At 50.0% G+C, this 25,753-nt stretch carries 26 protein-coding genes; 7 read left to right on the top strand and 19 right to left on the bottom strand.

Translation table 11 applies throughout. The features are described from left to right. Positions 1–74: 74 nt before the first annotated feature. Together envZ and ompR are read right to left on the bottom strand one after the other, a co-directional pair. Entirely contained in the window at positions 75–1,415 is a 1,341-nt protein-coding gene (gene envZ, locus A3K86_RS08575; RefSeq protein ID WP_068330606.1) for a two-component system sensor histidine kinase EnvZ, read from the bottom strand. Positions 1,416–1,418: 3 nt separating this feature from the next. Next, positions 1,419–2,138: an osmolarity response regulator transcription factor OmpR gene (ompR, locus tag A3K86_RS08570; protein ID WP_068330487.1), complete on the bottom strand. Its 720-nt coding sequence runs from the start codon at positions 2,136–2,138 to the stop codon at positions 1,419–1,421. 232 nt (positions 2,139–2,370) lie between these two features. Between ompR and greB the strand changes: the two genes are divergently transcribed. Both greB and A3K86_RS08560 read left to right on the top strand, forming a co-directional pair. Next, positions 2,371–2,841: a transcription elongation factor GreB gene (gene greB, locus A3K86_RS08565; RefSeq protein WP_068330486.1), complete on the top strand. Its 471-nt coding sequence runs from the start codon at positions 2,371–2,373 to the stop codon at positions 2,839–2,841. A gap of 123 nt (positions 2,842–2,964) precedes the next feature. Beyond that, a complete protein-coding gene (locus tag A3K86_RS08560; RefSeq protein WP_068330485.1) occupies positions 2,965–5,322 on the top strand; it encodes a Tex family protein in 2,358 nt (785 codons plus the stop codon). A gap of 112 nt (positions 5,323–5,434) precedes the next feature. Here the strand turns inward: A3K86_RS08560 and A3K86_RS08555 are convergent, their stop codons facing one another. The 3 genes from A3K86_RS08555 to bioH all read right to left on the bottom strand — a co-directional run bounded on the left by A3K86_RS08555 (position 5,435) and on the right by bioH (position 7,196). Further along, the gene (locus A3K86_RS08555; RefSeq protein WP_068330484.1) at positions 5,435–5,899 is read right to left on the bottom strand and encodes an ATP-dependent Lon protease; all 465 of its coding nucleotides are present in this window, start codon (positions 5,897–5,899) and stop codon (positions 5,435–5,437) included. Between the two features lie 41 nt (positions 5,900–5,940). Continuing rightward, complete coding sequence (locus A3K86_RS08550; protein ID WP_068330483.1) at positions 5,941–6,318, bottom strand: hypothetical protein; 378 nt, start codon at positions 6,316–6,318, stop codon at positions 5,941–5,943. Positions 6,319–6,413: 95 nt separating this feature from the next. After that, positions 6,414–7,196: a pimeloyl-ACP methyl ester esterase BioH gene (bioH, locus tag A3K86_RS08545; protein ID WP_068330482.1), complete on the bottom strand. Its 783-nt coding sequence runs from the start codon at positions 7,194–7,196 to the stop codon at positions 6,414–6,416. A gap of 60 nt (positions 7,197–7,256) precedes the next feature. On the opposite strand from bioH, the gene A3K86_RS08540 reads away from it, so the two are divergent. Both A3K86_RS08540 and nfuA read left to right on the top strand, forming a co-directional pair. Beyond that, the gene (locus tag A3K86_RS08540; RefSeq protein WP_232321940.1) at positions 7,257–7,934 is read left to right on the top strand and encodes a ComF family protein; all 678 of its coding nucleotides are present in this window, start codon (positions 7,257–7,259) and stop codon (positions 7,932–7,934) included. 124 nt (positions 7,935–8,058) lie between these two features. Next, positions 8,059–8,637: a Fe-S biogenesis protein NfuA gene (nfuA, locus tag A3K86_RS08535; protein WP_068330480.1), complete on the top strand. Its 579-nt coding sequence runs from the start codon at positions 8,059–8,061 to the stop codon at positions 8,635–8,637. A gap of 124 nt (positions 8,638–8,761) precedes the next feature. On the opposite strand, the gene A3K86_RS08530 is transcribed toward nfuA, so the two are convergent. The 6 genes from A3K86_RS08530 to A3K86_RS08505 form a co-directional block, all read right to left on the bottom strand. Further along, positions 8,762–9,151, bottom strand: a complete 390-nt coding sequence (locus tag A3K86_RS08530; protein WP_068330479.1) for a 3D domain-containing protein — start codon at positions 9,149–9,151, stop codon at positions 8,762–8,764. A gap of 104 nt (positions 9,152–9,255) precedes the next feature. Continuing rightward, positions 9,256–10,605 carry an MATE family efflux transporter DinF gene (gene dinF, locus A3K86_RS08525; RefSeq protein WP_068330478.1) on the bottom strand — a complete coding sequence of 450 codons (1,350 nt, stop codon included), beginning with the start codon at positions 10,603–10,605 and terminating at the stop codon, positions 9,256–9,258. A 120-nt stretch (positions 10,606–10,725) separates the two neighbouring features. After that, a complete protein-coding gene (gene cyoE, locus A3K86_RS08520) occupies positions 10,726–11,676 on the bottom strand; it encodes a heme o synthase (RefSeq protein WP_068330477.1) in 951 nt (316 codons plus the stop codon). After that, complete coding sequence (locus A3K86_RS08515) at positions 11,663–12,847, bottom strand: COX15/CtaA family protein (protein WP_068330476.1); 1,185 nt, start codon at positions 12,845–12,847, stop codon at positions 11,663–11,665. Before A3K86_RS08515 ends, cyoE begins: the two co-directional genes overlap by 14 nt. 9 nt (positions 12,848–12,856) lie before the next feature. Further along, complete coding sequence (locus A3K86_RS08510) at positions 12,857–13,444, bottom strand: cytochrome oxidase (RefSeq protein WP_232321939.1); 588 nt, start codon at positions 13,442–13,444, stop codon at positions 12,857–12,859. Next, positions 13,441–14,118, bottom strand: a complete 678-nt coding sequence (locus tag A3K86_RS08505; protein ID WP_068330475.1) for an SURF1 family protein — start codon at positions 14,116–14,118, stop codon at positions 13,441–13,443. Before A3K86_RS08505 ends, A3K86_RS08510 begins: the two co-directional genes overlap by 4 nt. Positions 14,119–14,172: 54 nt before the next feature. Here A3K86_RS08505 and A3K86_RS08500 point away from each other — a divergent pair, with 54 nt between their 5' ends. Further along, the gene (locus A3K86_RS08500; protein WP_068330474.1) at positions 14,173–14,379 is read left to right on the top strand and encodes a DUF2909 family protein; all 207 of its coding nucleotides are present in this window, start codon (positions 14,173–14,175) and stop codon (positions 14,377–14,379) included. Positions 14,380–14,408: 29 nt separating this feature from the next. Here A3K86_RS08500 and A3K86_RS08495 read toward each other — a convergent pair whose 3' ends face one another. The 6 genes from A3K86_RS08495 to lexA form a co-directional block, all read right to left on the bottom strand. After that, positions 14,409–15,326, bottom strand: a complete 918-nt coding sequence (locus A3K86_RS08495; RefSeq protein ID WP_068330473.1) for a cytochrome c oxidase subunit 3 — start codon at positions 15,324–15,326, stop codon at positions 14,409–14,411. Between the two features lie 9 nt (positions 15,327–15,335). Next, positions 15,336–15,920 (bottom strand): cytochrome c oxidase assembly protein, encoded by a 585-nt coding sequence (locus A3K86_RS08490; protein WP_068330472.1) that lies wholly within the window; start codon positions 15,918–15,920, stop codon positions 15,336–15,338. A 10-nt stretch (positions 15,921–15,930) separates the two neighbouring features. After that, positions 15,931–17,565, bottom strand: coding sequence for a cytochrome c oxidase subunit I (ctaD, locus tag A3K86_RS08485; protein WP_068330471.1), 1,635 nt, complete (start codon positions 17,563–17,565; stop codon positions 15,931–15,933). 15 nt (positions 17,566–17,580) lie between these two features. Continuing rightward, positions 17,581–18,705: a cytochrome c oxidase subunit II gene (gene coxB, locus A3K86_RS08480; protein ID WP_462982147.1), complete on the bottom strand. Its 1,125-nt coding sequence runs from the start codon at positions 18,703–18,705 to the stop codon at positions 17,581–17,583. Between the two features lie 256 nt (positions 18,706–18,961). Next, positions 18,962–19,759 carry a class I SAM-dependent methyltransferase gene (locus A3K86_RS08475; protein WP_068330469.1) on the bottom strand — a complete coding sequence of 266 codons (798 nt, stop codon included), beginning with the start codon at positions 19,757–19,759 and terminating at the stop codon, positions 18,962–18,964. A gap of 165 nt (positions 19,760–19,924) precedes the next feature. Continuing rightward, complete coding sequence (gene lexA, locus A3K86_RS08470) at positions 19,925–20,545, bottom strand: transcriptional repressor LexA (protein WP_068330468.1); 621 nt, start codon at positions 20,543–20,545, stop codon at positions 19,925–19,927. 322 nt (positions 20,546–20,867) lie between these two features. Between lexA and plsB the strand changes: the two genes are divergently transcribed. Then, positions 20,868–23,309, top strand: coding sequence for a glycerol-3-phosphate 1-O-acyltransferase PlsB (gene plsB / locus A3K86_RS08465; RefSeq protein ID WP_068330467.1), 2,442 nt, complete (start codon positions 20,868–20,870; stop codon positions 23,307–23,309). A 397-nt stretch (positions 23,310–23,706) separates the two neighbouring features. Here plsB and ubiA read toward each other — a convergent pair whose 3' ends face one another. Both ubiA and A3K86_RS08455 read right to left on the bottom strand, forming a co-directional pair. Further along, complete coding sequence (gene ubiA / locus A3K86_RS08460) at positions 23,707–24,567, bottom strand: 4-hydroxybenzoate octaprenyltransferase (RefSeq protein ID WP_068330466.1); 861 nt, start codon at positions 24,565–24,567, stop codon at positions 23,707–23,709. Next, positions 24,561–25,103, bottom strand: coding sequence for a chorismate--pyruvate lyase family protein (locus A3K86_RS08455; RefSeq protein WP_068330465.1), 543 nt, complete (start codon positions 25,101–25,103; stop codon positions 24,561–24,563). Before A3K86_RS08455 ends, ubiA begins: the two co-directional genes overlap by 7 nt. Positions 25,104–25,270: 167 nt before the next feature. Here A3K86_RS08455 and A3K86_RS08450 point away from each other — a divergent pair, with 167 nt between their 5' ends. Continuing rightward, positions 25,271–25,690, top strand: coding sequence for a flagellar basal body-associated protein FliL (locus A3K86_RS08450; RefSeq protein WP_068330604.1), 420 nt, complete (start codon positions 25,271–25,273; stop codon positions 25,688–25,690). The last annotated feature ends 63 nt before the right edge of the window (positions 25,691–25,753 follow it).

The raw sequence follows: 25,753 nt of genomic DNA, 5'->3' as shown, positions 1-25,753 counted from the left end.
GCAAAAGGGTTAGCCATTGGCTAACCCTTTTCTTTTTCTTTAAGAGGCTTTCTCTCTAAGATAACTGGCAAAAACTAAAGTTTCTTACCGTTACGCGTTACGTATAACGGCAAGTTCACTTGTACCCGTAAGCCACCTTCGCTGCGGTTGGACACGCAGATCTCACCGTCATGCTGGTCGATAATTCGCTTCACAATCGCCAGTCCCAATCCGGTACCTTCGGTTTCACGCCCACGCGCAGTATCACCTCGAGTTAGTGGCTGGAACATCCGCGAGACCTGATCCGGCTCGATTCCCGGGCCATCGTCTTCAACGCATAGCCAAGCTGATTTTCGATCGGCGGTTGCACCGCTTGAGATTTTGACCCAACCATTACCATAACGGATCGCGTTACCGACCAAGTTTGCCACGGCACGCTTCATCGCCACGTTATTGGCCATCACCACCCCAGGGACTTCACCTAGCGCCAGTTCGAGCTGTTGATGCGTCTCCGCTTTTGCTACTTCATCCAAAATCGCATTCAGCTCTAGTCGGTCTTCTTCCTGCTTCTTGGTCGATTTGAGGTAATCCATGAACTGGCTGATGATCTCGTTACACTCTTCGGTATCTTTGATCATGCTATCAGCCAAGTAACTGTCTTCTGGCGACATCATTTCGGTAGCCAAACGGATCCGCGTTAAAGGCGTTCGCAAGTCATGGCTGACCCCAGCCAGCAACAGTGCCCGGTCTTCTTCCAACTGCTGGATCCCCTCCGACATCTGATTGAAGGCTTTGGTCACCGCTCGAATTTCCGAAGCACCACTTTCCTGCAATGGCGGTGGCGTATCACCGCGTGCCACCGACAGTGCTGCCTGTTCCAGCGCGACCAGCGGACGGTTTTGGATCCGAATAAACAACCACCCACCAGCAATCACCATGAAAGCGATGATCAGGCTATAACGAAACAGAGGCGAGAAATCATCTTCTTGCAGCTCCGATAACGGTACCCGCATCAAAAAGCCCGGCATCGCATCACATTTCAGCCACAACACGTAACTGTCAGAGCCCAACACCAAGCGCACTTCGGTTGCTGCTGCGAGCTCACGGGTCATTTCTTCACTTAAGTACTCCACCTCTGCCGCTTGACGATACTCGTTGGCTTCCACACTGTCTTCCAAGTGTAAGGTTACTCCAAGCTGCTCCAGCAGTTGGCGTCTAAGTGGGGTATCTAAATGAAAAGTATGACCATCGGCTAACTGCACGTCTTCTTTGAGCATCAAGCGCACTTCGTACGCCAGAATACGATTGAACTGCTTTAAGCTCGGCAATAACGCGTAGTTAAAGACCGCGAGGTAAGAAAAAATTTGGCTGGCTATCAATAAGCCAGCCAACAGAATTAACGTACGAGTAAACGTACTGCGCGGAGAAAAGCGCATCACTTACGCCTCGTTACCGTCAGGTACGAACACATAACCCAAACCCCATACGGTCTGGATGTAACGCGGACGACTCGGATCTTCCTCGACCATGCGACGCAAGCGAGAAATTTGAACGTCAATCGAGCGCTCCATCGCGGAGTATTCACGACCACGAGCCATGTTCATCAGCTTATCTCGTGACATCGGCTCTCGCGCATTGGTCACCAAGGCTTTCAGTACGGCAAACTCACCAGAGGTCAGCGGCATTGATTCTTCGCCACGGAACATTTCACGGGTACCTAAGTTTAAGCGGAATTCACCAAACTCAATCACCTTGCTATCAACACTTGGGGCACCCGGCGCTTCAATCGTCTGGCGACGCAACACTGCGCGAATACGGGCTAGCAGTTCACGTGGGTTAAATGGTTTCGGTAGGTAATCGTCAGCACCGACTTCCAACCCAACGATACGGTCAACTTCATCGCCTTTAGCAGTCAGCATCAAAATAGGCAGCATGTTATTGGCGTTACGGAGACGACGACAGATCGATAAACCATCTTCACCCGGTAACATCAAATCCAATACCATCAGGTGGAAAGTCTCACGCGACAACAAGCGATCCATTTGCTCGCCGTTGGCAACACTGCGTACCTGAAAACCTTGCTCAGACAAGTAACGTTCCAGTAAAGCACGCAGACGCATGTCATCATCAACAACCAGAATCTTAAAATTTTCCTGCATATTTTTACCTTATCTGCATAGAAGCTGTTATCGAGCGATATTACTACATCACGTTAGCTATATTACTCGACTCCCTCTGACCTCAGCTGAAAATCGCCGTCAAATTGTGAGCTAAATTGTTACTGGGTATGTCGACCCGTGCTTCCAATTGACCTCGCAAAGATTGCGTTCCACTATAACGACATTCTCGCGACACATTTTCGCATCCATCGCCTCATGGTCAGGAAAGAACATGAAAACCAATTTAATCACTCGCGAAGGCTTCGACAAGCTTAAAAATGAACTGGATTTCTTGTGGTATCAAGAACGTCCAGAAGTCACCAAGAAAGTCACTTGGGCGGCGAGCCTTGGTGACCGCAGTGAAAACGCTGACTACCAGTACAACAAAAAACGGCTGCGTGAGATCGACCGTCGGGTACGCTTTCTGCGCAAACGACTGGAAGTGCTTCAAGTGGTTGACTACTCACCGCAGCAAGACGGCAAAGTTTTCTTTGGCGCATTCGTTGAAATCGAAAACGAAGCAGGCGACAGCAAGGCTTTTCGAATTGTCGGCCCCGATGAAATTTACGGGCGTAACGACTACATTTCGATAGATTCACCCATGGCGCGTGCCATGCTAAAGAAAGAAGTCGATGAAGAGTTTGAAGTTAATACACCACAAGGTCGCAAGCTTTGGTTTGTAAATAGCATCCGCTACCAATAAGCCATACAACTCTGCCATTACACCAACGCATCATCGAGACAGGCTGACAGAGTCTTAACTTGTCAGCCTTCAAATCCTCCGTAGAATGGAGGCGATTACGATTAACACCAAGAGATACAACGGATGAACAACGCTATCAACCAGATGATTGCCAACGAACTCAGCGTTCGTGTTGAGCAAGTCACTGCCGCAGTCACTCTGTTAGATGACGGTAACACGGTTCCTTTTATTGCCCGTTACCGTAAGGAAGTTACCAGCGGATTGGACGATACCCAATTGCGTAACCTTGAATCACGCTTAGGTTACTTGCGTGAGCTTGATGACCGCCGCCAAGTGATTTTGAAAGCCATCAATGAGCAAGGCAAGCTCACCGCTGAACTGGAAGCGAATATCCTTGGCGCTGATAGCAAAACCCGCCTTGAAGATTTGTACCTACCGTACAAACAGAAACGCCGCACCAAAGGCCAAATCGCGATTGAAGCGGGTCTTGAGCCGCTTGCCGATAACCTTTGGCAACAACCAGAGCTTGAGCCAGAAGCCGCCGCAAGCCAATATATTGATGCCGATAAAGGGATCGCGGATAGCAAAGCAGCACTGGATGGTGCTCGTGCCATTCTGATGGAGCGTTTCGCTGAAGATGCCGCACTGCTCGATAAAATCCGTCGTCACCTACAAACAAACGCGGAACTGTCATCGCGCGTTATCGACGGCAAAGAGCAAGAAGGTGCCAAATTCAAAGATTACTTCGAGCACGATGAGCTACTAAAAAATGTCCCTTCACACCGTGCCCTAGCCATGTTCCGCGGTCGTAACGAAGGCATCTTGCAACTGTCACTCAATGCTGACCCTAGCCAAGAAGAAGGCGTACGCGGCTCTTACTGCGAAGTCATTATTGCCGACCACTATGGCGTGACGCTAGGTACTCAACCTGCCGACACTTGGCGTAAACAAGTGATCAGTTGGGCATGGCGCATCAAAATCCTGATGCACATGGAAACCGAGCTGATGAGCACCCTGCGCGATAAAGCCGAAGATGGCGCGATGCAGGTATTTGCTGACAACTTAAAAGATCTGCTAATGGCTGCACCTGCTGGCCCGCGTACTACGCTCGCGCTAGACCCAGGTTTGCGTACCGGCTGTAAAGTCGCGGTGATTGACCCTACGGGTAAGCTGCTAGATATCGCGACCATTTACCCTCACCAACCACAACGCCAAGTCGCACAATCGGAAGCGACGGTATTAGGCTTGATCACCAAACACCAAGTGAATCTGATCGCGATTGGTAACGGTACTGCTTCACGTGAAACAGATGCCTTTGTCGCCAAGTTGCTTAAAGACAACAACCTTAAAGTTCAGAGCGTCATGGTGAGCGAAGCTGGTGCATCGGTGTACTCAGCATCTGAACTGGCAGCGAACGAATTCCCTGATCTGGACGTCTCTATCCGCGGCGCAGTATCCATTGGTCGCCGTCTGCAAGACCCGCTGGCTGAGCTGGTGAAAATCGACCCGAAAGCCATTGGTGTCGGTCAGTATCAACACGATGTTAGCCAAAGCATGCTCGCGAAACGCCTAGATGCGGTAGTAGAAGACTGTGTAAATGCCGTTGGTGTGGATGTAAATACCGCTTCCGCCGCCCTACTGACTCGCGTGGCAGGTTTGAGCAAAACCATCGCGCAAAACGTGGTGGATTACCGCGATGAAAATGGTCGCTTTGAAAGCCGCACAACCTTGAAGAAAGTGGCGCGCTTAGGGCCAAAAGCGTTTGAGCAGTGTGCCGGTTTCCTACGCATCATGGACGGCAAGAACCCACTCGATAGTTCAGCGGTTCACCCTGAGTCGTACGCTGTGGTCAAAGCCATTGCAGCTAACAACAGCAAACCGCTTGATGCCATTATTGGTAACAGCGAGTTCTTGCGTGGCCTAAAAGCGGCGGACTACACCGACGAGACCTTTGGTCTCCCAACCGTTACCGATATTATCAGCGAGCTTGATAAACCGGGTCGTGATCCACGCCCTGAGTTTAAGACTGCGACCTTTGCCGAAGGCGTTCACGAAGTGAAAGATTTGGTGCCGGGTATGGTACTGGAAGGGGTGATCACCAATGTAACCAACTTTGGTGCCTTCGTTGATGTCGGTGTTCACCAAGACGGTCTTGTTCATATCTCAGCGCTGTCTGACAAGTTTGTTTCTGATCCACGCGAAGTAGTCAAAGCAGGCGACATCGTGAAAGTGAAAGTGATGGAAGTCGATTTGCAGCGCAAGCGTATTGGTATGAGCATGCGTTTAAGCGATGAACCTGGGCAAGAAAAGCCAGCGCGTAAACCGCAGCGTCAATCTCAAGATCAATCACGCCATCAGGGCAATCGCCAGCACAGTAATCACCAACAAAATAATCGCTCTGGTGGTAACAATGCCAATGGTGCAATCGGTGGTGCAATGGGCGGCGCATTTGCTGCTGCATTTGCCAAAGCGAAGAAATAACCTTACATAACCTAGGGTTAAGACAACAAAGCCTTTCTCATTGAGAAAGGCTTTTTTATTGTTCGGTCACTGGCATCACGCTTGATAACTCAAGCTTCAAAAACTGATTGCCTCAGAGCACAACCAGATAGTCAGTTGGCGGATTGGGAATCGTCGATTGCGCATAGTGATGCGCCACCACCCCTTTGGTGCGTTCGGTGGTACTGATCTTTTCTAACTCATCGAGCAAATCACGCGGCAACTTAATGTGCATCGAGTAACCCAGCTCTTGCGAGTCTTTTAGGTAGGTATCGGCCGACAGGGCTTTTACCAGCTTTTCAAGATCGTCTTGGTAACCGTACTGCTGCTCAAGGTTCTCAGACAACTCGCTGTAATCTGGGTGCTCACTTGGATCCCATGATGGCTTCTTGAGTTGTTTTTCTTCGCTGGTGAGGGGCTTTTCGCGCGGGGTGGCAGCACTTTCTGTGGTCGGCACAATCTTTTCGCGAACGCGATTATCCCGCGCGACCTGTTCGGTCGGCGGGTTAACGGATGGCGCTATGGTTGGTGCACCTGCACTGGTCGGTGACACAATCACGCTGATAACACTCCTTGCGCATCAGCCCAGACTGTATCGCCTTAAGCCAATGCTAGTAATACCGCACCAATGGTTCCCACTGCTGACAAAACTTGACCGGCGGTATAATACTCGTCGGACTGCTTCTCAACATCCTTAGGGTGATCCATACCCAGCGCACCGTAAGTGAGTGATTCAAGCTTGCTTGGTTCTTTCGACTCACCTTCCGGCACTTTTCCTTCCGCAGCATTTTGCTTAGCATCCGCTGCGAGTTTCTGTTTCGCTTCTTCTGAGATTGACACCGTTGTCTCGGCGACCGCTCCTTTTGGATCGCCAGCGACTGCATGATTCCTTCCTTCAGCTTGAGCTGAGACCGCAGCCTGAGATTTTAACGTTGCCGGAGAATAGGTTGGGCTATTCCCCACAGTTCCTACTGTCATTATGGCCTCTCAATAATGTAGAGCAACTCCACGAATAGATTTATCGGCGGTAATTAACAGAAGTTTAATTTTTTGTTAAGTGCCACCTCGGCATATCAATCATCGGGCTGGTCGAGAAATTCACGCAATGCTTGCGTAAACTCTGCCGGGTGCGAAATAAAGGGCGCGTGCGATGCCGCGGCAAACACTTGCCGTTGCGATTGCGGTGCCAATGTATCGAGCTCCTGAGCAATTTTCACTGGTACTAACCCATCCAAACGACCATACATCCGCAACCAAGGCTGCTGAATTTTCGCCACCAGAGGACGTAAATCGACGTCGGCCAATTGCTTCAACCCTGCACTTAAGGCCTCAGGGTGAGGCGATGGACGCGAAAGTACCGCTTGCTTCAGCAACTTGATGTCTTGTCTCGCCGTTGGGCTCCCCATGGCTTGTAACGCCATGAAACGCTCGACGGTCAAACGAAAATCATCTTGTAGCTGCTGCTGAAAATCCGCTAACACTTGAGGCTTAATGCCTCGCCACGATGTGGTACTGTCAGCCGCAAACTTGGGAGAACTGGCGACTGTCACCAAGCGTGTTACTCGCTCCGGTGCCAATAATGCCGCTTGAGTAGCAACCAAACCACCCAAGGACCATCCTAACCAAGTTGCAGATGCTGGCGAATATTCAAGCAACAGATGTGCCATTTCTTCAACAGAAACGCCATCAATGGATGAACTGTGACCATAACCGGGTAAATCTACACAATGAACTCGGTAATGTGGCGTTAGCAACGGCAGGAGTTGCTGCCATACTGCCCCATTCATTCCCCAACCATGAATGAGAACCAGATCCGAACCTTGACCTTCAGTATGCCAATGTAGCTTGCTTGTCATTTACACTTCCTTTTACCTAACGCCACTAAGAGTGAACCTTGGATGTTATCCCGTTTCACGATGAGGTCAATATTCGGTTGGACCAACCAGCGCTGTCAGTTATGTCAGCTCCCGCTCGCCTCACACGAAACGGGTTGGTGCCAGCACTGCCTTAACCAACTCCCCCAACCACCCTATTGCCATCGCTGTGGTGCCACCACCCTCAACCCAACGAATGGTTGTGGCCAATGCTTAACAACCCCGCCACCGTGGCAGCGCTTATACCGCCTTGGTGAGTACCGACCACCATTGCAACAGTGGATACAAAACTGCAAATTCAGCGGTCAGTTTTGGCTTGCCCACCAGCTAGGTAAGCAACTCGCGCAGCACATCCCAGAGCCCGCCCCTGTATTGCTACCGGTACCGCTTCACCCTCGACGTCGTTTATGGCGCAGCTTCAATCAAAGTACCGCACTAGCTTGGGCCATCGCCGAGCACACAGGTAGCCAAGTCATGCCCCTCGGTTTTCGCCAAATCAAGCCCACTCAAAGACAAAAACAGCTCACTCGTCGTGAACGACAACGTAATTTGCAGCACGCTTTTGCCTTAACTGAAAAAAATTTGCCGGACCATGTGGCGATTGTTGATGACGTGGTGACGACAGGTAGCACCGCCGCAACTTTAACTAAGCTTTTGAAAAGCCATGGTGTACAGCAAATAGACATTTATTGTGTCTGCTATACCCCGATGGTGAAGTGATCACAAAAAGCAGCCAAAACTGTGCTCAAATCATGGTAGTGACGATTTGGGGGTGATAGAAAGGTCGACTAAGAGTAGAATAGAATTAAAGCTTACTAAATAAGTCAGGTATTACGTCGTGTCTATGATTACAATTTCTGAAAACGCTCAGCAGCACTTTGGCAAACTACTTGCCCAACAGCCTGAGGGAACTAATATCCGTGTGTTCGTGGTAAACCCGGGCACCCAGAACGCAGAGTGCGGCGTATCTTACTGCCCACCAGAAGCAGTAGAAGCAACCGACACTAAAATCGAATTCGACCTGTTCGCCGCTTACGTTGACGAACTAAGCCTGCCATTCCTAGAAGACGCAGAAATCGACTTTGTAACCGATAAAATGGGCTCTCAGCTAACACTTAAAGCACCGAATGCGAAAGTGCGTAAAGTGTCTGACGATGCACCACTGATGGAGCGCGTTGATTACGTGATCCAAACTCAAGTGAACCCACAACTTGCAGGTCACGGTGGTCACGTATCACTGAGCGAAATCACTGAAGATGGCATTGCGATTCTACAATTTGGTGGCGGTTGTAACGGTTGTTCTATGGTCGATGTAACGCTAAAAGAAGGCATCGAGAAAGAACTGCTAGCGCAATTTGAAGGCGAGCTAACGGGTGTACGTGACGTGACTGAACACGCACGTGGTGAGCACTCTTACTACTAAGTCGTAGAGGCTGCCAAGCCGCGATAGATAGCAAAAAAGCCGCATCATGATGCGGCTTTTTTATGGTCTTGTGGGGCGGTTTTAGCAAGTGAGGTAGAACGTTCTTCCGCTCGCTTTAGTGGCTTTAACCAACCCAAGTGATGGTCACTTTACGACGTCCCCAGTTCTTTGCGGCTTGTATATCCTTGCCCATGTAGATATCAATCTTGCGGCTCCAGCGCTTGTTCATTTTATCCAACACCACATATTCACCTGGTAGACCAGAGATCTTCACCTTAGTACCGTGCTTGATTCCCATATTGAGCAAGTCACGCGATACCGCAATCACCTTCATGCCCGGCTTTAAACGGTCACCCCATGCAGCAATGCTTGGGTTGGCGTTGGTTTGTGCTCGCACCGAGTTATATGCCGTTGCCGTCACCGTTAAGGTTTTGGTTTGTTTACTGGCTAACGCGTGCGGCGCTGTCAACAGGCTGGCTAACGCCAGTAATACCACAAAAAACGTGTTCTTCATTACATTCACCCAGATGATAATTGTGCATATTTTAAACACAACAAAATCCAGATGAGTAGCATTTATTGATGAAAAAAGCGCCAGTTCCAGTTGAATAATTCTAACTAATTGTTGCTACTGGCGGTTTCCAGAAAAATATTTTTTTGCCACTGGTAGGCGAAAATAATCGCTAGCCCCACTCCTCGCATCGCCATAAATCCGAGCATTGCACCCCATAAAGCATGGTTACCATAGCCACTCAGTAGCCACCAAATAATGAAATAACAACAGGTTGCTACAAACATGCTATTGCGCATTTCTCTGCCTCGGATGGCACCAATGAAAATACCATCCAACAAAAAGCACCACATCGCCACTAACGGCACCGCCGCCAACCAAGGTAAGTAATGCGCCGCTTCTTGCTGCACGGCGGGAATATCAGAGATCAGTGCCACGATTTGGCCGCCAAAAACCGTGAATGCCAAAGTGAGTAGCAAGGAGATGATCAAACTCCAGAACGTGGTGCCGACCAAATAGCGACCAAGCTCATCACGATTACGAGCACCAATCGCTTTGCCAACTAAGGCTTCCATCGCATAGGCAAAACCATCCATCGCGTACGACACCAGCATCAGAAAGCTCATCAGTACCGCATTAGCCGCGACCGTATTATCGCCCAAGGTCGCACCGTAGAACGTCATAAAAGTAAAAGTTAGCTGCAAACACAAACTGCGAAGAAAGATATCGCGATTGAGTTTCAGCAACCGCCCTAGCCCCTGACGGACACTGCTTAAACGCTCACGCACCGCAGGCAATGCTTGGACTATCCATTGGCGAGAGACAAACCATAACCCTAGTGCCATCCCACTGTAATCCGCTACCACAGAAGCAGCTGCCGCCCCCTGAACTTTCCAACCTAAGCCCAGTACGAATAGAACATCCAAAGCGATATTGACTACATTAGTGACGATCAGTAACCACATTGGGGCTTTGGCGTTTTGGCTGCCCAGCAACCAGCCCATGATCACAAAGTTCGCCAATGCGGCTGGCGCGCCCCAAATCCGGATCGCGAAGTATTGTTCAGCGTACAGCTTGACCTGCTCACTAGCGGTACTGAAATGAAAAATCATGGTCGCCACAGGCTTGTGAAGCACAATCAAGATCAGGGCTAACAGCCACGCCAAGGTTAACCCTTGGAGGAAGGTACTGGCTTGGGCGTTTTTGTCATTCGCGCCATAAGCTTGGGCGCTAAGCCCTGTGGTCGCCATCCGTAAGAAACCGAGCAGCCAGAAAGTCACATTGATCATGGTGCCCCCCACGGCAACCCCGCCCAGATACCAAGCATGGTCGAGGTGACCGATCACCGCTGCATCCACCAGCCCCAACAAGGGAACCGTAATATTGGAGAGCACCATCGGCAGTGCCAAAGCAAAAACTTGAAGATGGAGGGATTTATCCCTAAGAGCAGCAAGCACAGGTGACCTCGTTAATGACAAACAGCTAATTATCGGCTGCACAGTCTAACCAGATCACCTGTGAGACAAAAGGTGTGAGTGATGAAAAGATAACCGCGCTATTAAGGGCTTTACGCCTGTTTAATGCCACCATGCTAGCAGCCAGTGATCAGCCAGTAACACCACAAACAGACCCAGCAGATGCCAAATCGAATACTTAAAGGTCGCCCAAGCATGACCGTCACTATCGGCAAACTTGAGCTTCCACGCATAACCGATAAAACCTGCGTTTAATATGCTACTACCCACCAAATACAAGGCGCCACTCATGCCCGTCAGCCAAGGTAGCAAACCCACCGCAAACAACATCAAGGTATAGAGCAACACCATGGTTTTGGTAAACCCGATACCATGTGTAACAGGCAGCATTGGAATGCCAGCTCTAGCGTAATCGTCTTTCCGATGGATCGCTAAGGCCCAAAAATGTGGCGGCGTCCAAGTGAATACCAACATCACCAGCAGCAGCGCATGCGGGTCTAACTGCCCAGTCACCGCTGTCCAACCCAGTAACGGCGGCGCCGCCCCCGCCAAGCCACCGATCACGATATTTTGCGGCGTCGCATGTTTCAGCCACACGGTATACACCACCGCATAGCCAACTAAACTCGCCAATGTCAGCCACGCAGTCAATGCATTTAACTGCCACAGCAAGCCAAAGCCCAACACCATTAAGGTGGTAGCGAACACCACCGCTTTATGGGTCGCGACCCGCCCTTTTGCCAATGGGCGATTGTAAGTCCGCGCCATCTTGGCATCAAAGCGGCGATCGAGCACATGGTTAAAAGCCGCTGCGGCTGCTGATTGCAAACCAATCCCCGCCAGACCCAGCACTACCGCCTGAACGGGAGGGATCCCCGGCACCGCCAAACACATTCCCACTAATGCTGTGAGCAATAACATGGCGACCACTTTAGGCTTGGTCATCGTCAGGTAGTCTTGCCACATTGCAGGCTTAAGGGCGGGTTTTAAGCTTGCTCCCTGTCCAGCCTTTGCCGCACTGGAAGTCGTTGCCATTAGATTAGATTTCGCCATGCTGCTGCTCCTTTGCCTGCCAAGCCTCTTCCTTTGAATCCATCTGCGCTAATGAAAGCATTTGTTGCTGATAATCACTGACCAAGCGGTAACTGGTCGCCACCAAAGACAAGAGTAATAGCGCCCCGACGAGGTTGTGCGCGACTGCAATCCCTAACGGTAGATGTGCCACCACATTGGTTAACCCCAACAAGATTTGCAGCATCAATACCCCTGTAATCAACCAGCCATAGCCTTGATAAGCCCGACGAGACAACAACTGCCATATCAACACCGCCAAGACGGCGACCACCACCACAGCACCCAGTCGATGGGTGACATGAATGGTGACCCGCTGACTGTAATCGAGAACGCCGTATTGATAGCTATCATGCACCGCTTGAATAGGCGCAAACGCTGACACATCGTAATTCGCCAACCAATCGACTTCGCACACAGGTAACTGAGTACACACTACCGCCGCATAGTTCGCTGCTGTCCAACCGCCAAGCATGATTTGTCCAATCACAACCACCAAAGCGACAACAACAAGCCCCAGTAGCCCTTTTGATAACGGTGGCGCTACCGATGATGAAGAACGAGACAGTGATGCAGATGAAGCGGATGACAGCGGCTTGGCATTATCATCAAAAATAGCTTCCGCGCTCTCGGCTGACAGACTAGGTTTCATTTTCATGAAAGCATGGATTTGCTTGGCTTGACGGTGCACACGTAAGGAAAGCAATAACAGCAAAGAGGCAGTAGTAAAGCCACCCAGCAAATGTCCCATCACCACGACAGGCATCAAGTTCATGGTCACCGTCCACATCCCTAACGCCGCTTGAAAACACACCACCGCAAGCAACAGCAGCGGCAGTTTTTTCGGCCGTGAGACTTGCTGCCACGAGCCAATGTTAATCGCTAAAACCAACAACCCAAGCGTGCCCGCAATATAGCGATGGATCATTTCGTTCCACGCTTTGTCGATCTCTACTGGCGAGTCTGGAAAAAGTTGCTCAGCTCTGGCGAAATCGGCTTGGCTATTGGGTACGGTTAAAGTGCCATAGCACCCCGGCCAATCAGGGCATCCTAAACCCGCTTCGGTCAAACGGGTAAAAGCACCCAAAGCAATCACCACCAAAGTGAGTACCAAGGTGCCGTAGATCAGGTAACGGTATTGGGTATTGGTCATAGGCTCTCCTTAGCCGATTTTCGACACCTTCAACAAGCGCTTCAAATCGCGCAATACATCTTTGCCCTGCGCCAAAATGGCATTTTTCTCACTGGCTAACGGATACGCCATCAACACATTGCCAAGCGGATCGGCGATATAAATAGCTTTAGCGCCGTATTCAAAGGTATTGATTTGCATGACGACATGCGGAGGAATAGAAAGCAGAGATAATCCTTCAAGGTGGGATTGGATTTCGCTCGATAAGCTCGCCTGCGCCGATTCAGCCACTAGCACCAAGCTAGCAAGGCGTGAGGTTTGGGCGCCGACCGCTTTAGGCACTTGGCGCAAATTAAACAGCGCTCCTTGGCATGCTTGGTCGCAGTGCTCTGGCAACAAATACACCAGTTGCCACTTCCCTTCGCCTAGCCCCTGATTGTCACCTTGTGCCGTCAACCAACTCGGAGTCAGAGGTGATTCTAGTAACTTACCTCGATTGGTGATCCCACCTTGATACCAGTTCAGATCGAGCACCAATTTCGCGAGCACCACAGGCAAAATAAACACCGCCACTAACGCCAATAATGCCGTCCGTTTACTTCCTTGTTTCATCGTCATGCGCGTGTCCTTTTCAACCACCACAAGGCCAGACCTGAAATCGCAACCGCCATCAAAAACCATTGCACTGCGTAGGCATAATGTTTGTGCGGTCCCATCACGACAGGAGTCCAATTCTGCTGTAACGCCATCGGGTTTTCAGGGTCAATTTGCAATACCCAAGGCTGAAGCGGTAAATCCATTTGCACCGCAAGCTGCTCGATATCAACCACTTGCACTCGTTGCGGCCATTGCCCATTGTGATTTGAGGCCGCTAGGGTCGGCATTTTCGATGGTGGTGCGATGATCCCCTCCACCCGTAACTCGCCATGGTGTTCAGGCAAAATCGGCAACTGATCGCGATATTGTGGCGCTGCCAACCATCCCAAATTCACCAGTACCCACTGATTATCGACTTTAAACGGGTACAACAAGTGATACCCCACCTGACCGTGATAAATTTGGTTATCGAGCAGAACGGCATAGCCATGATCAAATTTGCCGTACAAGGTCAATCCGTACCACCGTGGGTCCGGCGGTAAACTTGCCAAGCTGTAATACATCTGCTCACTACGGTGTTTAAGCGCGGTATTCAAAGCTTCTTTTTCGTGCGCGCGGCTCAATTGCCACAACCCCAACTTGACCAAGGTCAGCATTACCGCCACAGTAAAAAGAATAAATCCGATCCTTCGCATACAACCTCAGCATTCAATTTCAGCATTGCTTGCTGCCGTTACAGGAGCCGACTTATGCTCATTAAAGCCCTCGTTGTCTGCCTGCTGGTATTCATTATTTACAACCTGTTTCGTGCCGTGCCCTTGATGCTCAAACCTCGCCAAGAGGTGCCACTATCGCGCTATCTCGGACGCCGTTTGTTATTGTCAGTACTTGCCTTGGTGTTGCTACTGTTAGGCTTGGCTACTGGCTGGATTGAACCCAATCCGCGTCCGTTTTAGCACTACCGCGACCTCACCCTCGCGTGAGGTTATAAAATGTAGACGAAGATAAATAAGCCCAACCAAACCACATCGACAAAGTGCCAATACCAGGCGCCCGCTTGAAAGGCGAAGTGTTTGTCAGCACTGAAATGGCCTTTCAACACTCGGCACCAAATCACAAACAAAATGATGGTCCCCAAGCTGACGTGCAAACCATGAAAGCCCGTCAGCATAAAGAAGGTATTGCCGTACACCCCTGACTCTAACGTTAGCCCCATATCGCGATAAGCGTGGATATATTCAACCCCTTGGAGATAGACGAACAGACACCCCAACAACACGGTGAGCAATAAGAACAAGGTTAAACGCGGGCGGTTATCTTGCTCTAAAGCGGTGTGGGCGATATGGATGGTGATCGATGAGGTGAGCAGAATAATGGTGTTGTATAACGGTAACCCCAACGCCCCCATTGCGGTTGTTTGGGTACCATCCGGCGTCAACGTTAACGGCCACTGGGCAATGAATTCCGGCCACAATACCGCATGGGTCATGGCGTTATTGCCTTCCCCTCCCAGCCAAGGTATGGCAATCATCCGGGCGTAAAATAGCGCGCCAAAGAAAGCGGCAAAGAACATCACTTCCGAGAAAATAAACCAGCTCATTCCTTGGCGAAACGAGCGATCCATTTGCGCACTGTATAACCCGCCCATCGATTCACGGATCACATCACGAAACCAGCCCGTCAGCATGATCAATAACAAACCCACGCCCGCCAGTAACACCCAAGGACCTTGCCCTGCCATCAAACCGCCGACTGTTGCCCCTGCGCCTAACGCAATCAAAAACAAGGCAACCGCCCCCACAATGGGCCAGGCACTGGTCGCAGGCACGTAATAATGTTCGTGCTTTGGCGGCTCCGTCGGTGGCACTAGGCTTTGGTCGTGTTCGCTATAAGGGTTTGCCATGGTAAAACCTCATTGAGTTTGCGCTTCAGCTGACTTGGCATTGAATAAGGTATAAGCCAAGGTCAAAGTATGAATGTCTTCAGGGAGCTCAGGATCAATATAAAACACCAGTGGCAATTCAGCACTGGCCCCCGCCTCTAGCGGCTGATGATTAAAGCAGAAGCATTGGATCTTATTGAAATACTGCGCTGCTAATCCCGGCGATACCGACGGCACCGCCTGACCGACGCTAGCTTTGGCGGTTAGGTTTTGCGCCGCGTAAGCAATTTTGTGGGTCTCTCCAGGATGAACTTCCATCTGGGTCACTTGAGGGGTGAACGTCCAACCCACCCCTTGATTGATGTAAGCCACAAATTCCACCGTCACCGTGCGGCTAGTATCGATCCGCTCAGCTGCAACCGCTGAAGGGGTCGATGCCGTTTTGCCGTTGATGCCAGTGATATCGCAAAACACGTCGTATAACGGCACTAGGGCAAAAGCAAAACCAAACATCGCCACCGCCATCCCAACCAACGACCAGGTCGAGCGCCGTTTTTCTCGCTCTTTGGTTGTGCTTGGTTGGCTAGATTCAGGTTGTTGTGAGTGCTTGCTCATCCTCAACCTCCTAATCCACTTTTGGTGGCGTCGAGAAGGTATGAGTCGGTGCTGGCGATGGCACTGTCCACTCCAATCCTTCAGCGCCATCCCAAGGTTTCGCCGCAGCTTTCTCACCACCACGGACACATTTGATCACCACCGCTAAGAAGATCAATTGCGAGAAACCAAACAAGAAGCCACCAATACTGACCACCATATTGATATCCGCGAACTGCAGCGCGTAATCAGGAATACGACGCGGCATCCCCGCTAAGCCCAAGAAATGCATCGGGAAGAACAAGATATTGACCGACACCACCGAGCACCAAAAATGCCATTTCGCCAATCGCTCATCGAACATGTGTCCGGTCCATTTCGGCAACCAATAATAGGCCGCCGCCATGATGGAGAAAATCGCTCCAGACACCAGCACATAGTGGAAGTGCGCCACCACAAAGTAGGTGTCGTGATATTGGAAATCCGCAGGAGTAATAGCGAGCATCAGCCCCGAGAAGCCACCAATGGTGAACAAGATGATGAAAGCAATCGCAAACAGCATCGGCACCTCAAAGGTCAAGGAACCACGCCACATGGTCGCCACCCAATTGAACACCTTGACCCCAGTCGGCACGGAAATCAGCATGGTGCAGTACATGAAGAACAACTCAGCCGCGACGGGCATCCCGGTAGTAAACATGTGGTGCGCCCACACCAAGAAGCTCAAGCCCGCAATCGAGGCAGTGGCGTACACCATCGAACTGTAACCAAAGAGTTTCTTACGTGAAAAAGCAGGGATAATGGCGGAAATGATACCGAAACTCGGTAAAATCATGATGTAAACTTCGGGATGACCAAAGAACCAGAAGATATGCTGGAACATCACAGGGTCGCCACCACCAGCGGCATCGAAAAAGCTAGTGGCAAAGTATTTATCGGTCAGCACCATGGTGACTGCCCCTGCCAACACCGGCATCACCGCAATCAATAAGAACGCAGTGATCAACCAAGTCCACACGAACAGCGGCATCTTCATGTAGGTCATGCCCGGCGCGCGCAAATTCATGATGGTTACAATCACATTGATCGCCCCCATGATGGAGCTGATCCCCATGATGTGGACCGAGAACACAAATAACCCCGTACTTGCTGGGCTGTAAGTGGTCGACAACGGCGCATAGAAAGTCCAACCAAAGTTAGGCCCCCCCCCTTCCATAAATAGCGAGCCCAGCAACATGGCGAAGGCAAAAGGTAAGATCCAGAAACTCCAGTTATTCATCCGTGGCAATGCCATGTCAGGAGCACCGATCATCAAAGGCACCATCCAGTTAGCCAAACCGGTAAATGCAGGCATTACAGCACCAAATACCATGATCAAGCCGTGAACTGTGGTCATCTGGTTAAAAAAGTTCGGTTCAACAAGTTGTAATCCCGGCTGAAATAACTCCGCTCGGATCACCATCGCCATCGCCCCGCCAGTTAAGAACATGGCGAAGCTGAACATCAGGTACAAAGAGCCGATTTCTTTGTGATTGGTGGTTAAGATCCAGCGCATAATGCCTTTCGGCTGAGCATGATGATGGTCGTGATGACCATCCGGCTCGGTCTGCTGTGGGGCAGAATCTGGCTGCTCAACTTCGGCTTGCTCGCGTAACATATCCGTCATTGGTCCTTTGCTCCCTTATAGATCCTCACCGTTCAACACCGCTTGCACTTCGGCAGCCTGCACTGTATCGCCAGTATCGTTACCCCACGCATTGCGCTCGTAGGTGATCACCGCTGCCAGCTCTTTCAAACTCAACTGAGGGCCAAACGCCTGCATTGCGGTGCCGTTTCGACCGTGCACCACAATCGAAATGTGCTCGAGCTTTTTCACCGGATTCACCGACACCCCAACCCCAGCTAGCGCAGGGAACGCGCCCGGGATCCCTTGCCCTTCGGCTTGATGACATACAGCACAGCGAGCTTGATAGGTTTTCTCCCCCAGCGTCATTAATTCATCCATCGACATCTGCATCGCCAGTAAGCGCTGCTCTTCTTCTCGCGCTTGTTGCTGGGCGACTTTAGTGGTTTGCAACCATTCTTCGTATTCGACTTGGGTTTTAGCAATCACCACAATCGGCATGAAACCATGGTCTTTACCGCACAATTCGGCGCACTGACCACGGTAAATGCCCGGCTTGTCGATTTTGGTCCACGCTTCGTTGATAAAGCCCGGATTGGCGTCTTTCTTAACGGCAAAATCAGGCACCCACCATGAATGGATCACGTCTTGCGAGGTAATGAGAAACCGCACTTTTTTGCCGATCGGCAACACCAATGGGCGGTCAACTTCCAGTAGGTAGTTATCGCGTTTGTCGCGTTCGTTAGCGATCTGTGCGGGTGTGGTAGCTAACAGCGAGAAATACTCAACATCTTGGTCGAAATAGCGGTAATGCCATTTCCACTGTGAGCCCGTCACTAACACCGTAAGTTCGGGCTTGGAGGTATCTTCCATCGCCAATAACGTTTTGGTGGCGGGGATCGCCATTCCAATCAAAATCAGAAACGGGATCAGCGTCCACAGGATTTCAACTTTGGTACTTTCATGAAAGGAAGCCGCAACCGCGCCTTTGGATTGACGGTGATGGATAATGGCCCAAAACATCACACCAAACACCACTAAACCTATCACCACGCAGATGTAGAAAATTGTCATATGCAGGTCGAATACCTGCTGACTGATCTCAGTGACCCCTTGGGTCATATTCAGTGGCATCGACTTGGTTTCTGCTGCACTTGGCAAGCTCCACCCTGTCGCCACCAGCCCGCAAAACAGTTGGCGAATCGTCACCCCGATCCCTCCCCTGGTAACGTGAAATAACGTATCCCTAATGCACGCCAGCAGCCTAATTGACTGGCTCGCAATGAAAATGGCACTAGCACAATTAACACTTTATTTACATTTAACTTAGGACAGGATCAGCCAATAGCGCAATAAATTGCCATTGAAAAAGTCAGGGACGAAAAACAACAAAGCCCACCGAAAAGGTGGGCTCTAACAAAGAAGTTGCGCGTTGTTTTTATAGGCGAAAATGCACTAAAACTGGGGTCAGGCGATACTTTAAACTCGTCATTTTGGCGATCCACCGCTGCCATGCTCGCCAACGACCGCAAACATGGTCAAATGGGCTTTGGTAACTCACCAACTCCGCCCACGGTAGCCAACTCAGCACTTGCTGCGCCGGATCGCTCAAGCCATGCTGATAACGCTCGCTACCCATTTTTTGTGCCAGCTTGGAGCCACAAGCATCACCCGCCAATACAACGCAAACCTCCAGCTGACTAAAGTGGCAACCAATACGCTGAATGAATTGGGCTAGTTGGCTCTCGTTACATTGCAGCAGTGCTTGGTCGCACAGCAATAAAACCGGGGCATTCGCCATCGACGGTAACGCTTTAAGCCACGCAAGATCGGTGACCGAACCATTTTGCATGCTGTAACGTTCACTTTTGTGAAAAAGGCGTTCACGCCATAACAGGTTTTCGTCGGTATCTAACTCGAACCAACGACATCTTCCGTTATCTAGTCGGTAAAATCGGGTATCTAGCCCAGCACCGACATTGATGATGTAGCCATTAGGGTGGCGACGAAGAAATTGCAGTACCACTTTATCGCACTGCAAAGTAAGGGTGGCATGAAGGAGTTGACGCTCTGTGACATTACCGGTGAGGCAATCCGGCGCTAAATGGCATTGGCTGCAAGCCGCAGCGGCCACAGGATCATAAATAATACCGTTATCATCCATGCTCTCACGGCTACGCAACCACAGCGGTTGAAGTAATTTCGTCGGTATCTTGTAACGAACTGAACTGCCCATGAGCTATCATCTCCCTATCAACCAATAGATGATAATAACTCTCATTACCTTTTGCAAAGGTTATTATTACTTGCGACAACTTACACCGATACAAAAAAGCGCCCATCAATAGGCGCTTTCATTTTCGGTATGTTCCAAGCTTACATAGTTCGCTGGAGGCGGTGATTACATCCAGTCGCTATTGCGGATCACACCAACGGCAATCCCTTCAATGCTCAGGTGTTGCTGAGTAAGATCGACCACAATCGGCGCGAAATCTTCGTTCTCAGCGTGTAGCAGCACTTGCGCCCCTTTCTTCTCAAGGCGTTTTACTGTTACATCATCATCAACACGTGCCACCACGACTTGGCCATTGTGCACGTCTTGAGTTTTGTGCACAGCAAGCAGATCGCCATCTAAAATACCGATGTCTTTCATACTCATACCATTGACGCGCAATAGGAAATCAGCGTGGGGCTTAAACAAAGAAGCATCCACTTCATAGTGGGTTTCTACGTGCTCTTGCGCCAAAATCGGCTCACCAGCAGCCACTTGCCCGATCAGCGGTAGCCCTTTTTCTTCCGGTTCATCGTTGCTCGCAATTAAGCGAATGCCACGTGAGGCACCAGGAATAATTTCAATCACTTGCTTACGTGCAAGCGCTTTTAAATGTTCTTCTGCAGCATTCGCAGAGCGGAAACCAAGTTCACGCGCTATTTCTGCACGTGTAGGCGGCATTCCAGTATCTTCGATTTTTGCTTTGATCAACTCAAAGACTTCTTGTTGGCGCGGCGTTAACGGCTTCATAGCTTACCCTGTCTTTTTATACAGTCACTGTGAGTATATCCAGTGTTAACCGACTTGAAAAGAGACTTGCTGAACAAATCAGCAATTTACTGATATTGGCACCAGCTCGCCATCCGATTTGGAGTGCCAATTACAAGTAAATTAGGGCTGTGCTTTGACTTACTTCACCAATCCCACTGTTGCCCATTGTAAGAAACAATCAGTTAGCAGAGTTGGAAAGTAAAAATGCACGCTTTGCTGCTAACTTTGTGATTTTCGCTGCATGATAGCGCGAATTTAATGCTATCCTTGCCCCGTTAAAAAACCGAGGCTAGTTATAGATATGTCAAGTTGGCAGAAAATTTATCAACAAACACTAAATTTGCCGCTTTCTCTGCTGGTTAAAACCCACTCAATTCCATCGAATCCAGTAGAAGATTTAGCGTTAGACTTAGCGCGTCCTATCATCTATATCTTACCATTTCGTTCTACTACCGATCTGGTGACATTACGTCGAAGCACCCAAGAGCTCGGCCTACCAGATCCATTGTCTCCGCTCGAAATGGGTGATCGCACATTCAACCGCTATGTCTTTGTCGCCGATGCGCCAAGTATTTTTGGTAACGATGGAGAATTACCACCGTCGTCACTTGAGCAATTCACCGAATTGCTAGAACTGCACAAGCAAGATTCAGAGCTGGATATCCAGTTGGTGCCAGCTTCTATCCTATGGGGTCGTCAACCGGGTAAAGAAACCAACCTGAAACCGATCCTGCGCCCGCTTAATGGTCCGGAAAAACTGTTCACCGTACTCGGTCATGGTCGTGACTGTATGGTGCGCCTGAGCACGCCTGTATCACTACGCTACATGGCTGATCACCACGGTACCGACAACGCTATCGCGCATAAGCTCGCACGAGTGGCGAAAATCCACTTCTCACGCCAGCAACTGGCAGCATCGGGCCCTAAACTGCCGGATCGCCAACTGCTGTTCAAACGCTTACTGGCGTCGAAAGCCATTGAGAAAGTGGTAGAAGAAGAAGCACTAAGCCGTGATGTACCGGTAGAAAAAGTGCGTAAAGAAGCGGTCGATATGATGGAAGAGATCGCGGCTAACTTCTCTTACTCACTGATCCGTCACGGTGAGCGTATTCTGGGTTGGTTCTGGAACCGCTTGTACCAAGGTCTGAACATTCATAACGCCCAGCGCGTTCGTCAGCTGGCTCAAGACGGTCACGAGATCGTATACGTGCCGTGTCACCGTAGCCACATGGACTACCTATTGCTGTCGTACGTACTGTACAAAGAAGGCATGGTGCCACCGCATATTGCGGCAGGTATTAACCTGAACTTCTTCCCTGCAGGCCCGATTTTCCGTCGTGGCGGTGGTTTCTTTATCCGCCGTAGCTTCAAGGGTAATCGCCTGTACTCCACTGTGTTCCGTGAATACTTAGCCGAGCTGTTTGCTAAAGGTTACTCGGTCGAGTTCTTCAGTGAAGGTGGTCGTTCTCGTACTGGTCGTTTGCTGCCAGCAAAAACCGGTATGCTATCGATGACCATTCAAGCCATGCTACGTGGCCTTAACCGTCCTGTGACACTAGTACCGGTTTACATCGGTTACGAGCACGTGATGGAAGTGGGCACTTACGCGAAAGAGCTACAGGGTAAGAACAAAGAGAAGGAAAACTTTGGTCAAGTGATCCGTATGTTGCGAAAACTGCGTAACTTCGGCCAAGGTTACGTGAACTTCGGCGAACCTATCTCGATCAACCAATACCTGAACGACAACGTGCCTGAATGGCATAAAGATATCGATCCAATCGAACCGCGTCGTCCACAATGGTTAAGCCCAGCGGTGAACGATCTGGCGGTGAAGATGATGACTCACATCAACGATGCCGCTGCTACCAATGCCTTGACCCTATGTGGTTTGGCACTGTTGTCATCGCGTCAACGTGCGTTAAGTCGTGAAGCGCTTGAAGAACAACTAACCTGTTACGTTGAGCTACTACGCAATACCCCATATTCAAGCCAAAGCACCTTCCCGAACGAAGAGGCGGCTGAATTGGTAGAGCACGCGATCAGCATGGACAAGTTCATTATCGAGCGCGATACGCTAGGCGATATCATCTCGCTAGATCGTCAGCAGTCTATCTTGATGACCTACTACCGTAACAACATCATTCACCTGTTTGCGCTGCCGTCGCTGATCGCTCACCTTGTGGTTCAGCACCAAAGCCTAACGGTCGATGAGTTGCACGACCAAGTTGAGAAGCTCTATCCATTCCTTCAAGCTGAACTGTTCTTGAGTGTCGATAAAGCAGATCTTGGTCAGGAGATTGATAAGCTGATCGCTGAACTGGTTCGTCAACGTCTACTCTTGAACGACGGTGTTCATCTGTCGATCAACAATGCACGCATTGGTCCACTGCAGCTTCTCGCGCGTACCATTTCCGATACGCTACAGCGCTATGCAATCACGCTGACGTTGCTTCGCACTGAACCGCAAATGATGAAGAGCGATCTTGAGCAGCAAAGCCAGATGATGGCTCAGCGTTTGAGCCGCTTACACGGTATCAATGCACCAGAGTTCTTCGACAAAGGCGTGTTTGCGACCCTAGTAAGAACCCTGCGCGAAGAAGGTTACCTCAACGAAGAGTGTCATGCGGTATCTCGCCCTGTTGAAGACTTGGCTGACTTGCTTGCCACCTTAGTGTCACCTGAAGTGAAGCTAACCATTCAAGCGGTAATGAACCGTGAAGAGCGCGAAGCCATTAATGACTAACACCATTCGGTGACTCGCTAAACCACCAAAGCCGCCATCATTGGCGGCTTTTTGGTGCGCTCACCACAGCAACCACCTACGACCATCTGATCTATGTTCAGCTTTTAGCGTTATTGGCACCCGATAACCCTAAAGCTAGACAACCCATACAACGCAAATAAAATCAGCAGCTTAAGATCAACTATCAAACGCAGGTACAGCGTTTAGGGGTTTAGGGTCACCACAACCCCAAAGCTCCTCTCCTTTAACCATTAACCATCATTTCCTTTTAGTCATCACTCCTTAGCCAACCTCCTGCACTACACTGCACTACCGCACTACCGCACTACACCGCACATTAAGCACAAAAAAAGCAGCCCTGAGGCTGCTTTCAAATAGGCGGAAATGCGCTGCTCGCTTAGAAGCACACACTCCACACAATGCCGATACAGATCAGCATGCCGACATAATTGTTGTTCAAGAAGGCTTGGAAACATGGCTCACGGGTACGATCGCGGATCAGCAATTGTTGATAAGCAAACAAACCACCCGCAAGAAGTAAGAACCAGTAATACACTTGGCTTAAGTCCAGCACCATCCCAACGGCAATCAAGGCAATCATGGTCGCCAACTGCAAAGCGCCGATGATCATCTTATCGAAACGTCCAAACAAAATAGCCGTCGATTTAATGCCAACTTTAACGTCATCATCGCGATCAACCATCGCATATTGGGTGTCGTAAGCAATGGTCCACATGATATTGGCAATGAAAAGTAGCCATGCCGCTGTCGGTAATTCACCGGACTGCGCAGCATAAGCCATAGGGATTGACCACCCGAACGCGACCCCAAGCACCAATTGTGGCAAGTGGGTATAACGCTTCATAAATGGATAGGCGGCAGCCAGTGCTAAGCCGACGACCGACAGCATGATTGTCAGGGTATTCATGGTCAGTACCAGTAGGAAAGACACCAGCACCAATAAACCAAATAACCCCAGCGCTTCGCGCTCAGACACTTTGCCCGATGGCATCGGACGATGAGCAGTACGCTTCACATGACCATCAAAATTACGATCAGCGAAGTCATTGATCACACAACCAGCCGCGCGCATAAAAATCACACCAAGGACAAACACCACCAGCACGTGCCAGTTCGGCATCCCGTCGGCGGCTAAAAACAGCGCCCACAAGGTTGGCCAAAGCAGGAGCAAACTGCCAATCGGGCGATCAAACCGGGCCAGCTGCCAATAGGCTTTTGCTTTGGTCATCGCTAACATTGTTTCTCCTTTCCATAAATCGGGGCTTGGGCTAAAAAGAGTTCTGCCACTAATAACGGTTTTTCATTGATCCACAAACGCGAGCGACGCGCCCATAAAGGCTGAGTATCAGTACCAACATCGGCAACCACTAACGCATCACGGCGACCGCTGCGGTCGGTAAACACCCGAAAGCCGAGCGGCATTTCACCCAACTGCTCTAAATCGCGTTCTTGACCCGTTAAGGTCGAAATTGGGATCAGGGTGCGGGCAAAAACCCAAGGTTGGCCGTCGCCTTGCAGCACGACTTTACGTAGCAAACAATCCTCATCGCCAATCAAAGCTCGTTCATCATTGGTGAGGGCGGCATGACTGATCTTCACCTGTTCGATAAGCGAGACCGTAAACGCCTCACAATGGCGTTGAAAACGTCGTGACAATGAATCTTGTTCAAGCAACCAATGCCCGATCTCGGTGCCTTCGATACCTAACTGGTCTGGTTGCTGCCAATTAGCACCGTCCAATAAGGGTTTGTACAACTGCTTGAATTCCGACATTTTTCCAAATCAAATTCCACCAATAACCCATAAAAGAGCTTGGTAGAATGTGGTTAATTTATTACCATAAAGAGACACTATTGTAGCAAGCTGTAACGGGTACGAATATCGTTACCGTCGAAAGAAAACGATTCCTGGCAGTAAAACTCCACAAACTGATGAATATTATGATGAAATCTCAAATCGTAAACCGAGTACTACTGCTCGCTTGTCTGCTGTTTACCCCTTTCTCTTTTGCGAGCGATGAAGCCACACCAGCAAAGCCACAATATTCGTATTACACCCTAGCGCCGGACATTACGACTAACTATGTGACTCAAGGAAAAAGACTGGGTTACTTGCGCTTACAAGTCGATTTAATGGTGATCGACCCAAGTTTAGTGAAGATAGTAGAAGAACATGCGCCACTGATCCGTGACACTATTATCACTATCATTGGTCAACAGCCTGAAGCCAAAGTGAAGTCACTGGCTGGCCGCGAAGAAATCCGCCAAGCCTGCTTAGACAAAGTGAACGAGCTATTGATTGCAGAAACCAATCAGAAACTCCTTACCGAGCTTCTTTTCACTAAGTACCTGTATCAGTAATATTCACGAACAGGTTGCTAACGGCATTAAAAAAGCACTCATTTGAGTGCTTTTTTGGTATTT

The organism is Photobacterium jeanii (genome assembly GCF_001650345.1).
Taxonomy (GTDB): domain Bacteria; phylum Pseudomonadota; class Gammaproteobacteria; order Enterobacterales; family Vibrionaceae; genus Photobacterium; species Photobacterium jeanii.
Note: the sequence above shows the minus strand (reverse complement) of the source record. Positions and strands in the feature narration are given on the sequence as shown.

Excerpts from the sequence above, each read along its gene's own strand:
- A3K86_RS08515 (WP_068330476.1), bottom strand. The coding sequence starts at position 12,847 with ATGACCAATACCCAATACCGTTACCTGATCTACGGCACCTTGGTACTC.
- A3K86_RS08495 (WP_068330473.1), bottom strand. The coding sequence starts at position 15,326 with ATGGCAAACCCTTATAGCGAACACGACCAAAGCCTAGTGCCACCGACG.
- A3K86_RS08490 (WP_068330472.1), bottom strand. The coding sequence starts at position 15,920 with ATGAGCAAGCACTCACAACAACCTGAATCTAGCCAACCAAGCACAACC.
- greB (WP_068330486.1), top strand. The coding sequence starts at position 2,371 with ATGAAAACCAATTTAATCACTCGCGAAGGCTTCGACAAGCTTAAAAAT.
- A3K86_RS08505 (WP_068330475.1), bottom strand. The coding sequence starts at position 14,118 with ATGCGAAGGATCGGATTTATTCTTTTTACTGTGGCGGTAATGCTGACC.
- ompR (WP_068330487.1), bottom strand. The coding sequence starts at position 2,138 with ATGCAGGAAAATTTTAAGATTCTGGTTGTTGATGATGACATGCGTCTG.
- A3K86_RS08450 (WP_068330604.1), top strand. The coding sequence starts at position 25,271 with ATGATGAAATCTCAAATCGTAAACCGAGTACTACTGCTCGCTTGTCTG.
- A3K86_RS08540 (WP_232321940.1), top strand. The coding sequence starts at position 7,257 with ATGAGGTCAATATTCGGTTGGACCAACCAGCGCTGTCAGTTATGTCAG.
- bioH (WP_068330482.1), bottom strand. The coding sequence starts at position 7,196 with ATGACAAGCAAGCTACATTGGCATACTGAAGGTCAAGGTTCGGATCTG.
- ubiA (WP_068330466.1), bottom strand. The coding sequence starts at position 24,567 with ATGTTAGCGATGACCAAAGCAAAAGCCTATTGGCAGCTGGCCCGGTTT.
- cyoE (WP_068330477.1), bottom strand. The coding sequence starts at position 11,676 with ATGGCGAAATCTAATCTAATGGCAACGACTTCCAGTGCGGCAAAGGCT.
- plsB (WP_068330467.1), top strand. The coding sequence starts at position 20,868 with ATGTCAAGTTGGCAGAAAATTTATCAACAAACACTAAATTTGCCGCTT.
- A3K86_RS08550 (WP_068330483.1), bottom strand. The coding sequence starts at position 6,318 with ATGACAGTAGGAACTGTGGGGAATAGCCCAACCTATTCTCCGGCAACG.
- A3K86_RS08530 (WP_068330479.1), bottom strand. The coding sequence starts at position 9,151 with ATGAAGAACACGTTTTTTGTGGTATTACTGGCGTTAGCCAGCCTGTTG.
- A3K86_RS08475 (WP_068330469.1), bottom strand. The coding sequence starts at position 19,759 with ATGGGCAGTTCAGTTCGTTACAAGATACCGACGAAATTACTTCAACCG.
- envZ (WP_068330606.1), bottom strand. The coding sequence starts at position 1,415 with ATGCGCTTTTCTCCGCGCAGTACGTTTACTCGTACGTTAATTCTGTTG.
- ctaD (WP_068330471.1), bottom strand. The coding sequence starts at position 17,565 with ATGACGGATATGTTACGCGAGCAAGCCGAAGTTGAGCAGCCAGATTCT.
- A3K86_RS08455 (WP_068330465.1), bottom strand. The coding sequence starts at position 25,103 with ATGTCGGAATTCAAGCAGTTGTACAAACCCTTATTGGACGGTGCTAAT.
- A3K86_RS08560 (WP_068330485.1), top strand. The coding sequence starts at position 2,965 with ATGAACAACGCTATCAACCAGATGATTGCCAACGAACTCAGCGTTCGT.
- nfuA (WP_068330480.1), top strand. The coding sequence starts at position 8,059 with ATGATTACAATTTCTGAAAACGCTCAGCAGCACTTTGGCAAACTACTT.
- A3K86_RS08500 (WP_068330474.1), top strand. The coding sequence starts at position 14,173 with ATGCTCATTAAAGCCCTCGTTGTCTGCCTGCTGGTATTCATTATTTAC.
- lexA (WP_068330468.1), bottom strand. The coding sequence starts at position 20,545 with ATGAAGCCGTTAACGCCGCGCCAACAAGAAGTCTTTGAGTTGATCAAA.
- A3K86_RS08510 (WP_232321939.1), bottom strand. The coding sequence starts at position 13,444 with ATGACGATGAAACAAGGAAGTAAACGGACGGCATTATTGGCGTTAGTG.